Raw genomic sequence first — 12,212 nt, 5'->3', positions numbered from 1 at the left:
AATTACCAATCACTCATACCGATGAATGTTTTAACTTATTTAATAACTGTTTTTCCTCCCATATAAGGGCGAAGAACTTCTGGAATTATAATTGTACCATCTTCTTGTTGGTAGTTCTCTAAAATAGCTGCCACTGTACGTCCAATTGCAAGACCAGATCCATTTAGTGTATGAACATGTTCCGGTTTACCATTTGGCTCACGACGGAAACGGATATTCGCGCGTCTCGCTTGGAATGCCTCAAAATTACTACAAGAAGAAATTTCACGATATGTACCATAGCTTGGAATCCATACTTCAATATCGTATTTCTTCGCTGCTGTAAATCCTAAATCTCCTGTACACATGCTCATAACGCGATATGGCAACTCTAATAATTGTAACACGCGCTCTGCATCATTTGTTAATTTTTCTAACTCTTCGTAAGAATCTTCTGGTTTCACGAACTTCACAAGTTCAACTTTATTAAATTGGTGTTGGCGAATTAAACCACGTGTATCACGACCAGCTGAACCTGCTTCAGAACGGAAGCATGAGCTAAACGCAGCATATCGTATCGGCAATTGCTCTTTACTCACAATCTCATCACGATGCATATTCGTTACAGGTACTTCAGCTGTTGGGATTAGGAAATAATCTTCACTTTCAATACGGAATGCATCTTCTTCAAACTTCGGAAGTTGTCCTGTTCCTGTCATACTTGCACGGTTTACCATATAAGGAGGCAATACTTCCTCATATCCATGCTCATCAGTATGAAGGTCAAGCATAAAGCTAATCAAAGCACGTTCTAATCTTGCACCAGCACCTTTGTAAAATACAAATCGACTTCCTGTTACTTTCCCAGCACGTTCAAAATCTAAAATCCCTAAATCAGTAGCAAGGTCCCAATGTGGTTTTGGCTCATAAGTAAATTCTTTCACTTCTCCCCAAGTACGTGCTACTACGTTATCATCCTCTGTTTCGCCTATTGGGGCAGATTCATGAGGGATATTTGGGATAGATAGCATTAATCTTTCTAAATCTTCTTCAACTGTACGAAGCTCATTATCAAGATCTTTTACTTTTTCCCCAACTTCACGCATTTCTAGAATTAGAGCTTCCGCATCTTTCTTTTCACGCTTTAATACTGAAATTTGTTGAGATACTTCGTTACGTTTACTTTTTAGTTCTTCTGTTTGAACAAGTAGCTCTCTTCTTCTCGTATCAAGTTCTTCAAAGCGACCAAAATCCGTTAAATCTTCGCCTCTATGCTGTAATTTTGCTTTTACTTCTTCAAAATTCGTACGTAAAAATTTAATATCAAGCATTATATACTCCTCCTTTTATTTTATAAAACACAAAAAACTCCCGTCCCTATACAAAGGGACGGGAGTTAACCCGCGTTGCCACCCTAGTTGAAAGCATTACCGCTTTCCTCTCAAGTAGAAATAACGGCTCTTCACCGGGAATGTTTACTAATCAAAAGATATTCCACATTCCATTCCAGGATGGATTCACAAACTGTTTCTATCGATTTCCACCAACCATCGACTCTCTATAAGAAACAACATTTGTTACTACTTCCTATCAACACGCTTATTTTATAAAATTGTTATCATCAATTTACTATAATCTTATACAAGTTGCAAGTTACTTATACAACTTTTTTCATTTTCGCTTCTTTTACCATTTCTACAAAGTATGCTGTTACACGATGATCATCCGTTAATTCCGGATGGAAAGAAGCAGCTAAAAACGGCCCTTGCCTTACCGCTACCATTCGCTCGCCATGCATAGAAAGTACTTCAACATCATCAGCTACATTTACAACATACGGAGCACGGATAAATACACCAACAAAGTCTTCTCCCACACCTTTAATTGAAAGTGCAGCTTCAAAACTATCTTTTTGGCGTCCGAACGCATTGCGCTCAACCGTAATATCCATAGCACCAATATGTGCTTCTTCATAGCCAATAAGTGTTTTCGCAAGAAGAATCATTCCTGCACATGTACCAAACATTGGTTTACCAGACTTCGTAAATGTACGAAGAGGCTCCATGAAAGCATACTTATCAATAAGACGGCGCATTGTTGTACTTTCACCGCCTGGTAAAATAAGACCATCAATCTCTTCAAGTTGCTCTATACGCTTTACAACAACAGCTTCTGCACCACTTGCCTCAACTGATTTTACATGCTCACGAACTGCACCTTGAAGACCTAGTACACCGATTTTCACCATTTTAAAGATCTCCTTTAATTACCATCCACGCTCTTGCATGCGTTGTTCTGGTAATAATGTTGAAATTTCGATACCTTTCATTGCATTACCTAATCCTTTAGAAAGGCTTGCAATTAGTTCGTAATCTTCATAATGAGTCGTTGCTTCAACGATTGCACGTGCAAATTTCTCTGGGTTCTCTGATTTGAAGATACCAGATCCAACAAATACACCATCAGCACCAAGTTGCATCATTAACGCTGCATCTGCTGGTGTTGCTACACCACCTGCTGCAAAGTTTACAACTGGCAGGCGACCAAGGCGTTTAATTTCAAGTAGTACTTCATAAGGAGCACCAGTATTTTTTGCATATGTCATTAACTCATCTTCACGTAGACTTGCAACTTGACGGATTTCTGCATTGACTTGGCGCATATGACGCACTGCCTCTACAATGTTTCCTGTTCCAGGTTCACCTTTTGTACGAAGCATAGCTGCACCTTCTGCAATACGACGTGCAGCTTCTCCGATATCTCGGCAACCACATACAAACGGAACTGTGTAATCACGTTTATTTAAATGGTATACTTCATCAGCAGGAGTCAATACTTCACTCTCATCGATATAGTCTACCCCTAATGATTCTAATACACGTGCTTCTACAAGGTGACCGATACGACATTTTGCCATAACCGGAATTGATACAGCACCCATAACTTCTTCAACAATTGTTGGATCTGCCATACGAGAAACGCCACCTGCTGCACGAATATCTGCAGGTACACGCTCTAATGCCATAACAGCAACTGCGCCTGCCTCTTCTGCAATCCTTGCTTGCTCAGCGTTAACTACGTCCATAATAACGCCGCCTTTTTGCATTTCTGCCATTCCACGTTTTACACGTTCTGTCCCTGTTACATTTGTCATGTACAAAAACCCCCCTAGGTGAATTGCTTTCCCCCGTTAAAGAAGAAAATTAAGAATACTCTTACATTCTACCACTAACTATCTGATGCTTGTCCACTACTTTTTCATAAAGTCGGTATGAAAAATAGGGATAAGAAAAAGCTCCTACAATGAGGAGCTTTTAAAACCAACCTTTTACTGTATCAATAGCACCATTCCACATACCACTAAAGAAAGAACCAATTCCGCGCATAGAACGTGTGAACCAGCCTGCCTCTTCTACTTCAGATTTTGTTACAAGGTCTACTTGTAATGATTTTCCTGATAAAAATCCAGGATCATTACTCTCTTTAGACGTTACAACCATTTGTCCAAGTGCAACTCCCTTTTTCAGAGGTGCTTCTTGTCCCTTATTTCCTTCTTTAAATTCTGTTTTATAAACGTCTTTACTTCCCTTTGGCACCGGAAGTGAAACAGCTTGCTTCGTTTGAACTGCTACATCTTTATCTTTCGCATTTTCAACTCTTACTGTTTCTTTTCCTTTGACCGAAGAACCTTTTTCATACATTTTCTTCATTTCAAAGTTAGCAAAGCCATAATCATATAATTTCTTCGTCTCATCGAAACGCGCTGTATGAGAACTTGTTTTAATAACTACAGAAATGAAACGCATACCGTTTCGTTCAACCGTACCAGTGAAGCAGTCCCCTGCTTCTGGAGTTGATCCTGTTTTTAGACCATCTACTCCGTCATATTCTTTAACTAACCCCTTTAACATCCAGTTCCAGTTCGACATCCCAAATTTCTCTTTTTCGGGACGGAAAACTTTTTTCGGGATTTTTGCTGTATCTAACACTTTTGGATAATCTTTAATTAAATGTTGCGCTAAAGTTGCAACATCCTTCGCAGACATTTTATTTTCTTCATCCGGTGTTGTACCTTCAGGATGCATCCCTTTTAAATCTTTGTTCGTTAAACCCGTAGAATTAACAAATTTATAATTTTTCAATCCTAGTTCTTTCGCTTTATCATTCATCATTTTTACGAAATCTACTTCTTTACCTGCAATTGCTTCTGCTAATGCAATTGTTGCACCATTTGCAGAAAAGATTGCCATTGCCTCGTATAACTCTTTTACTGTATACAGGCCACCATTTTCTAATGCAACATTTGATAATGAAGCATCTTGTGAAATCTTATATGCATATTCAGAAACCTTAATTTTTTGATCCCACTTAAGTTTTCCTTTATCCACTGCTTCATGAACTAAATATTCACTCATCATCTTTGTCATACTAGCAATTGATAATAATTCATCTGCATTCTTTTGATATACAATTTTCCCAGAATTCGCTTCAACTAAAATCGCTGCACCCGCTTCAATGTTTAAAGCAGCTCCTGTTTCTGCTGACGCATTGCTATATGGTGCAAACACGCCAAAAGCTAGTGTAAGCACTGTTACCAACGCAATGAATCTTTTGCAAAACATACCTTTCACTTTTGCTACCCCCAATATCTATGTACTCACATAACCGTTATTCTAACATAATCAAAAAAAAATAGACAGAGATATCAAATCTCTGTCTATTTGTATATAAGACATTACAATGAGTAGTTTGGAGCCTCTTTTGTAATCTGTACGTGATGAGGATGGCTTTCACGTAAACCTGCACCCGACATACGAATGAACTGCGCATTCTCACGTAAGAATTCTAAATTCTGCGCTCCGCAGTATCCCATACCTGCACGTAATCCACCAACTAATTGATGAACTGTATCTGCTAAAGGTCCTTTATATGGTACTCGTCCTTCAATACCTTCAGGAACAAGTTTTTTGTTTCCTTCTTGGAAGTAACGATCTTTACTTCCTTTTTCCATCGCTCCAACAGAACCCATACCACGATATACTTTAAATTGGCGACCTTGATAAATTTCAGTTTCTCCAGGGCTTTCAGCAACACCAGCAAACATACTACCTAGCATAACAACGTGTGCTCCTGCTGCTAAAGCTTTAACCATATCACCAGAGTACTTAACACCGCCATCAGCAATAACTGGAATACCGTGTTTACGAGCTTCTGTTGCACAATCATAAACTGCTGTTAATTGTGGTACACCAACACCAGCTACAACACGCGTTGTACAAATAGAACCTGGTCCAATACCAACTTTAACTACGTTTGCACCAGCCTCAATTAATGCTTTCGTTGCTTCAGCTGTAGCAACATTTCCAGCGATAATATTTAGTGCTGGATATTTCGCACGAACTTCTTTTACTTTTTCAATAACACCTTTAGAATGCCCATGAGCTGTATCAAGTACAATTGCATCTACGCTAGCTTTTACTAATGCATCGATACGAAGCATAGCATCAGCCGTTACACCAACAGCTGCTCCAACTAATAAGCGTCCTTGCTTATCTTTAGCAGAGTTTGGGAATTCAATTACTTTTTCAATATCTTTTATTGTAATAAGCCCTTGTAATACACCGTTATTATCAACAAGAGGGAGCTTTTCAATTTTATACTTTTGTAGGATTTTTTCAGCTTCTTCCAGTGTAGTACCAACTGGAGCTGTAATTAACTGTTCTTTTGTCATTACGTCAGAAATTTTGATTGAGTAGTCTTGGATGAAACGCATATCACGGTTTGTAATAATACCAACTAATTTTCGCTCATCTAAATTATTTACAACTGGTACACCTGAGATACGATATTTTCCCATAAGATGTTCTGCATCATATACTTGATGTTCTGGAGTTAAGAAGAAAGGATCTGAAATAACGCCGCTTTCAGAGCGCTTTACTTTATCAACTTGCTCTGCTTGTTGCTCAATAGACATATTCTTATGAATAATTCCTAAACCGCCTTGGCGAGCCATTGCAATAGCCATGTCAGCTTCTGTTACTGTATCCATTCCTGCACTAATTAACGGGATGTTTAGCTGTAAGCTTTCAGATAAAACTGTTTTAACACTTACTTCTCTTGGTAATATATCTGACCTCGCTGGTACAAGTAATACATCATCAAAAGTCAAACCTTCTTTAACAAATTTAGATTCCCACATAATTGTTCCCCCCATGATACCAGAAATTATTATTAGTAGCTTATCAATTGGTTAAAATACTGTCAAGGACGTATATATATGTTAGAATTTTTAGACAATAAAAGGAGCGTAATATATGCATCAAACACATTGTACTTGGCAGCAATTAAGTTTCTTTTTTTCATCTCAAAATGTACAACGTTATCTTGCCCGTTGTTATGAAAAATCCTCCATACAAGATGCTGAAAAAAAAAGTTTTGAAAACTGTTATCCCTTTATTTACTACTTAGAACACGGGAAAAATTATTATGAATTATATAAGGTGGCCCCCTTTTCGATTCAGCCAATGTTGTTATTTTATGGAATTAGCCAACTGTTTAAAGCTTGCTTGTTAACTATTGATCCTAACTACCCAGAATCAACTACTGTTTTAGCTCATGGCGTTACGACTCGTAAACGGAAAAAACAGGGGTATCAATTTTTAGAAGATGAGGTGAAAATACAGAAAAACGGATTGTTTACTCACGTTGCAGAACAACTGTTTCACATGAAACACTTAGAAGCGGAGAAGTTTAATATGTTAGAGCTAATGGGGAATATTCCTGAATTACAAAATTTGTTGCGCTATAGTCAAAAAGTATCAACTTTATATAAGATCGATTCAACAAATAAAAATGAGCTCTCTTTTTCAGTCAATATATTAGATCGACTACATATGACTAAAGAGCGATTTTCTCGTTACATCGAAACAACTTGTAAGCATTTATCAATACAACACGTACCTGAGAAAAATAATGAATTAAATTTGTTTTTTTCGGCACCTATTCAATCATGGAATCCTATGTATAGTACACCTTTATACTATGAGCATCTTACTGACACTTATTATTTACCACTTACGACTGACCCTAGAAACTCTAAGCCAGTGTTGCCTGAGCTCCTTGTTCATTATTTATTGCTCTATAATTTAAGTATGATTTCTAGGTATGAAACAGATTGGTGGTATGACTTACTTGGAAGCTATGGATCTGAAGATTATCCGTTTATTTATCAATTTCTCAATATTTCTGCTCAAAAAATCCCTTACTATATTTCAGCATTTTTACTAACGGAATCCAACCTATTTCATGGGAAATAAAAAAACACGAGTCAAATGACTCGTGTTTTTATCTTGCTTGGCGACGTCCTACTCTCACAGGGACAAGGTCCCAACTACCATCGGCGCTAGAGAGCTTAACTTCCGTGTTCGGTATGGGAACGGGTGTGACCTCTCTGCCATCATCACCAAACTATTGAAGGTATATTCCTTCAAAACTAGATAACATTTGCTTCATATTATATGGTTAAGTCCTCGATCTATTAGTATTCGTCAGCTCCACATGTCACCATGCTTCCACCTCGAACCTATCAACCTGATCATCTTTCAGGGATCTTACTAGCTTACGCTATGGGAAATCTCATCTTGAGGGGGGCTTCATGCTTAGATGCTTTCAGCACTTATCCCTTCCGCACATAGCTACCCAGCTATGCCCTTGGCAGAACAACTGGTACACCAGCGGTGCGTCCATCCCGGTCCTCTCGTACTAAGGACAGCTCCTCTCAAATTTCCTGCGCCCACGACGGATAGGGACCGAACTGTCTCACGACGTTCTGAACCCAGCTCGCGTACCGCTTTAATGGGCGAACAGCCCAACCCTTGGGACCGACTACAGCCCCAGGATGCGATGAGCCGACATCGAGGTGCCAAACCTCCCCGTCGATGTGGACTCTTGGGGGAGATAAGCCTGTTATCCCCGGGGTAGCTTTTATCCGTTGAGCGATGGCCCTTCCATGCGGAACCACCGGATCACTAAGCCCGACTTTCGTCCCTGCTCGACTTGTAGGTCTCGCAGTCAAGCTCCCTTATGCCTTTGCACTCTACGAATGATTTCCAACCATTCTGAGGGAACCTTTGGGCGCCTCCGTTACACTTTAGGAGGCGACCGCCCCAGTCAAACTGCCCACCTGACACTGTCTCCCGGGTCGATGAGACCCGTAGGTTAGAATTTCAATACAGTCAGGGCGGTATCCCACCAGCGCCTCCACCGAAGCTAGCGCTCCGGTTTCAATGGCTCCCGCCTATCCTGTACAAACTGTACCAAAATTCAATATCAGGCTACAGTAAAGCTCCACGGGGTCTTTCCGTCCTGTCGCGGGTAACCTGCATCTTCACAGGTACTATAATTTCACCGAGTCTCTGGTTGAGACAGTGCCCAAATCGTTACACCTTTCGTGCGGGTCGGAACTTACCCGACAAGGAATTTCGCTACCTTAGGACCGTTATAGTTACGGCCGCCGTTTACTGGGGCTTCAGTTCAGAGCTTCGCTTACGCTAACCCCTCTCCTTAACCTTCCAGCACCGGGCAGGTGTCAGCCCCTATACTTCGCCTTACGGCTTCGCAGAGACCTGTGTTTTTGCTAAACAGTCGCTTGGGCCTATTCACTGCGGCTTTCCGTTAAGAAAGCACCCCTTCTCCCGAAGTTACGGGGTCATTTTGCCGAGTTCCTTAACCAGAGTTCTCTCGCACACCTTAGGATTCTCTCCTCGCCTACCTGTGTCGGTTTGCGGTACAGGCACCTTTTATCTCGCTAGAAGCTTTTCTTGGCAGCGGGGAATCAAAGACTTCGCTCCATAAGGAGCTTCCCCATCACAGCTCAGCCTTCACGATAAGCGGATTTGCCTACTTATCAGCCTAACTGCTTGGACGTGCACAACCAATCGCACGCTTCTTCTATCCTTCTGCGTCCCTCCATTGCTCAAACGATAAAGAGGTGGTACAGGAATATCAACCTGTTGTCCATCGCCTACGCCTGTCGGCCTCGGCTTAGGTCCTGACTAACCCTGAGCGGACGAGCCTTCCTCAGGAAACCTTAGGCATTCGGTGGACGGGATTCTCACCCGTCTTTCGCTACTCATACCGGCATTCTCACTTCTAAGCGCTCCACCAGTCCTTCCGGTCTGACTTCACTGCACTTAGAACGCTCCCCTACCACTGATACCATTGGTATCAATTCGCAGCTTCGGTGGTGTATTTAGCCCCGGTACATTTTCGGCGCAGAGTCACTCGACTAGTGAGCTATTACGCACTCTTTAAATGGTGGCTGCTTCTGAGCCAACATCCTAGTTGTCTAAGCAACTCCACATCCTTTTCCACTTAATACACACTTTGGGACCTTAGCTGGCGATCTGGGCTGTTTCCCTCTTGACTACGGATCTTATCACTCGCAGTCTGACTCCTAAGGATAAGTCATTGGCATTCGGAGTTTGACTGAATTCGGTAATCCGATGAGGACCCCTAGTTCAATCAGTGCTCTACCTCCAAGACTCTTACACTTAAGGCTAGCCCTAAAGCTATTTCGGGGAGAACCAGCTATCTCCAGGTTCGATTGGAATTTCTCCGCTACCCACACCTCATCCCCGCACTTTTCAACGTGCGTGGGTTCGGGCCTCCATTCAGTGTTACCTGAACTTCACCCTGGACATGGGTAGATCACCTGGTTTCGGGTCTACGACCACGTACTAAACGCCCTATTCAGACTCGCTTTCGCTGCGGCTCCGCCTCTTCAGCTTAACCTCGCACGGGATCGTAACTCGCCGGTTCATTCTACAAAAGGCACGCCATCACCCATTAACGGGCTCTGACTATTTGTAGGCACACGGTTTCAGGATCTCTTTCACTCCCCTTCCGGGGTGCTTTTCACCTTTCCCTCACGGTACTGGTTCACTATCGATCACTAGGGAGTATTTAGCCTTGGGAGATGGTCCTCCCAGATTCCGACGGAATTTCACGTGTTCCGCCGTACTCAGGATACATTCAAGAGAGAACGAAGTTTCGACTACGGGGTTATTACCCTCTGTGACGGACCTTTCCAGGTCGCTTCGTCTACCTCGTTCCTTTGTAACTCCGTATAGAATGTCCTACAACCCCAAGAGGCAAGCCTCTTGGTTTGGGCTAGATTCCGTTTCGCTCGCCGCTACTCAGGAAATCGCATTTGCTTTCTCTTCCTCCAGGTACTTAGATGTTTCAGTTCCCTGGGTCTGTCTTCCATACCCTATGTATTCAGGTAAGGATACCATACCATTACGTATAGTGGGTTTCCCCATTCGGAAATCTTCGGATCAAAGCTTACTTACAGCTCCCCGAAGCATATCGGCGTTAGTCCCGTCCTTCATCGACTCCTAGTGTCAAGGCATCCACCGTGCGCCCTTTCTAACTTAACCAAACTAAAATTAAAAAAATATGAGCTACACTGTTATCTAGTTTTCAAAGAACATACATTTAAACTTGAGAGATAGTTCTCTCAAAACTGAACGAAACAAAACAAGTCAACGTTTATTGATGAACTGCGTTCATCAATTCTCCATAGAAAGGAGGTGATCCAGCCGCACCTTCCGATACGGCTACCTTGTTACGACTTCACCCCAATCATCTGTCCCACCTTAGGCGGCTGGCTCCATAAAGGTTACCCCACCGACTTCGGGTGTTACAAACTCTCGTGGTGTGACGGGCGGTGTGTACAAGGCCCGGGAACGTATTCACCGCGGCATGCTGATCCGCGATTACTAGCGATTCCAGCTTCATGTAGGCGAGTTGCAGCCTACAATCCGAACTGAGAACGGTTTTATGAGATTAGCTCCACCTCGCGGTCTTGCAGCTCTTTGTACCGTCCATTGTAGCACGTGTGTAGCCCAGGTCATAAGGGGCATGATGATTTGACGTCATCCCCACCTTCCTCCGGTTTGTCACCGGCAGTCACCTTAGAGTGCCCAACTTAATGATGGCAACTAAGATCAAGGGTTGCGCTCGTTGCGGGACTTAACCCAACATCTCACGACACGAGCTGACGACAACCATGCACCACCTGTCACTCTGCTCCCGAAGGAGAAGCTCTATCTCTAGAGTTTTCAGAGGATGTCAAGACCTGGTAAGGTTCTTCGCGTTGCTTCGAATTAAACCACATGCTCCACCGCTTGTGCGGGCCCCCGTCAATTCCTTTGAGTTTCAGCCTTGCGGCCGTACTCCCCAGGCGGAGTGCTTAATGCGTTAACTTCAGCACTAAAGGGCGGAAACCCTCTAACACTTAGCACTCATCGTTTACGGCGTGGACTACCAGGGTATCTAATCCTGTTTGCTCCCCACGCTTTCGCGCCTCAGTGTCAGTTACAGACCAGAAAGTCGCCTTCGCCACTGGTGTTCCTCCATATCTCTACGCATTTCACCGCTACACATGGAATTCCACTTTCCTCTTCTGCACTCAAGTCTCCCAGTTTCCAATGACCCTCCACGGTTGAGCCGTGGGCTTTCACATCAGACTTAAGAAACCACCTGCGCGCGCTTTACGCCCAATAATTCCGGATAACGCTTGCCACCTACGTATTACCGCGGCTGCTGGCACGTAGTTAGCCGTGGCTTTCTGGTTAGGTACCGTCAAGGTGCCAGCTTATTCAACTAGCACTTGTTCTTCCCTAACAACAGAGTTTTACGACCCGAAAGCCTTCATCACTCACGCGGCGTTGCTCCGTCAGACTTTCGTCCATTGCGGAAGATTCCCTACTGCTGCCTCCCGTAGGAGTCTGGGCCGTGTCTCAGTCCCAGTGTGGCCGATCACCCTCTCAGGTCGGCTACGCATCGTCGCCTTGGTGAGCCGTTACCTCACCAACTAGCTAATGCGACGCGGGTCCATCCATAAGTGACAGCCGAAGCCGCCTTTCAATTTCGAACTATGCAGTTCAAAATATTATCCGGTATTAGCCCCGGTTTCCCGGAGTTATCCCAGTCTTATGGGTAGGTTACCCACGTGTTACTCACCCGTCCGCCGCTAACTTCATAAGAGCAAGCTCTTAATCCATTCGCTCGACTTGCATGTATTAGGCACGCCGCCAGCGTTCATCCTGAGCCAGGATCAAACTCTCCAATAAAGTTAGTTTGTCTAGCATCTAAAAATAAAAATTGACGTTTCACGTTGTTTGTTTCGTTTAGTTTTCAAAGTTCAACATCGCGTTTCAGCGACTTTC

General features: G+C 43.0%; 6 protein-coding genes, 3 rRNA genes and 1 other annotated feature. Of the genes, 1 reads left to right on the top strand and 8 read right to left on the bottom strand.

Annotated elements, in window-relative coordinates:
• Window positions 1–35: 35 nt before the first annotated feature.
• From serS to guaB, 5 genes are all read right to left on the bottom strand, one after another.
• Entirely contained in the window at window positions 36–1,310 is a 1,275-nt protein-coding gene (gene serS / locus NSS74_RS23990) for a serine--tRNA ligase (RefSeq protein ID WP_002009617.1), read from the bottom strand.
• A gap of 51 nt (window positions 1,311–1,361) precedes the next feature.
• Window positions 1,362–1,582 (bottom strand) — a binding site (T-box leader).
• 54 nt (window positions 1,583–1,636) lie between these two features.
• Window positions 1,637–2,227 (bottom strand): pyridoxal 5'-phosphate synthase glutaminase subunit PdxT, encoded by a 591-nt coding sequence (pdxT, locus tag NSS74_RS23985; RefSeq protein ID WP_061675963.1) that lies wholly within the window; start codon window positions 2,225–2,227, stop codon window positions 1,637–1,639.
• Between the two features lie 18 nt (window positions 2,228–2,245).
• Window positions 2,246–3,133, bottom strand: coding sequence for a pyridoxal 5'-phosphate synthase lyase subunit PdxS (pdxS, locus tag NSS74_RS23980; protein WP_002009615.1), 888 nt, complete (start codon window positions 3,131–3,133; stop codon window positions 2,246–2,248).
• A gap of 160 nt (window positions 3,134–3,293) precedes the next feature.
• Window positions 3,294–4,601 carry a serine hydrolase gene (locus NSS74_RS23975; protein ID WP_149191117.1) on the bottom strand — a complete coding sequence of 436 codons (1,308 nt, stop codon included), beginning with the start codon at window positions 4,599–4,601 and terminating at the stop codon, window positions 3,294–3,296.
• A 113-nt stretch (window positions 4,602–4,714) separates the two neighbouring features.
• The gene (gene guaB / locus NSS74_RS23970; protein WP_002107266.1) at window positions 4,715–6,178 is read right to left on the bottom strand and encodes an IMP dehydrogenase; all 1,464 of its coding nucleotides are present in this window, start codon (window positions 6,176–6,178) and stop codon (window positions 4,715–4,717) included.
• Window positions 6,179–6,293: 115 nt separating this feature from the next.
• Here guaB and NSS74_RS23965 point away from each other — a divergent pair, with 115 nt between their 5' ends.
• Window positions 6,294–7,295 carry a YaaC family protein gene (locus NSS74_RS23965; RefSeq protein ID WP_002009610.1) on the top strand — a complete coding sequence of 334 codons (1,002 nt, stop codon included), beginning with the start codon at window positions 6,294–6,296 and terminating at the stop codon, window positions 7,293–7,295.
• Between the two features lie 35 nt (window positions 7,296–7,330).
• Here the strand turns inward: NSS74_RS23965 and rrf are convergent.
• The 3 genes from rrf to NSS74_RS23950 form a co-directional block, all read right to left on the bottom strand.
• Window positions 7,331–7,446: ribosomal RNA gene (rrf, locus tag NSS74_RS23960) — 5S ribosomal RNA — on the bottom strand.
• Between the two features lie 50 nt (window positions 7,447–7,496).
• Window positions 7,497–10,418: ribosomal RNA gene (locus tag NSS74_RS23955) — 23S ribosomal RNA — on the bottom strand.
• A gap of 146 nt (window positions 10,419–10,564) precedes the next feature.
• Window positions 10,565–12,116 (bottom strand): 16S ribosomal RNA (locus NSS74_RS23950).
• The 16S, 23S and 5S rRNA genes sit together here, the layout of an rRNA operon.
• Between the last annotated feature and the right edge of the window lie 96 nt (window positions 12,117–12,212).

The organism is Bacillus sp. FSL E2-8868 (assembly GCF_038005505.1).
Classification (GTDB): Bacteria; Bacillota; Bacilli; order Bacillales; family Bacillaceae_G; genus Bacillus_A; species Bacillus_A mycoides.
The sequence above is the reverse complement of the archived record's forward strand: the minus strand, read 5'-3'. Positions and strand labels throughout refer to the sequence as shown.

Bases quoted from the DNA above. Each gene is read 5' to 3' on its own strand.
- serS (WP_002009617.1), bottom strand. From the start codon at position 1,310: ATGCTTGATATTAAATTTTTACGTACGAATTTTGAAGAAGTAAAAGCA.
- pdxT (WP_061675963.1), bottom strand. From the start codon at position 2,227: ATGGTGAAAATCGGTGTACTAGGTCTTCAAGGTGCAGTTCGTGAGCAT.
- pdxS (WP_002009615.1), bottom strand. From the start codon at position 3,133: ATGACAAATGTAACAGGGACAGAACGTGTAAAACGTGGAATGGCAGAA.
- NSS74_RS23975 (WP_149191117.1), bottom strand. From the start codon at position 4,601: ATGTTTTGCAAAAGATTCATTGCGTTGGTAACAGTGCTTACACTAGCT.
- guaB (WP_002107266.1), bottom strand. From the start codon at position 6,178: ATGTGGGAATCTAAATTTGTTAAAGAAGGTTTGACTTTTGATGATGTA.
- NSS74_RS23965 (WP_002009610.1), top strand. From the start codon at position 6,294: ATGCATCAAACACATTGTACTTGGCAGCAATTAAGTTTCTTTTTTTCA.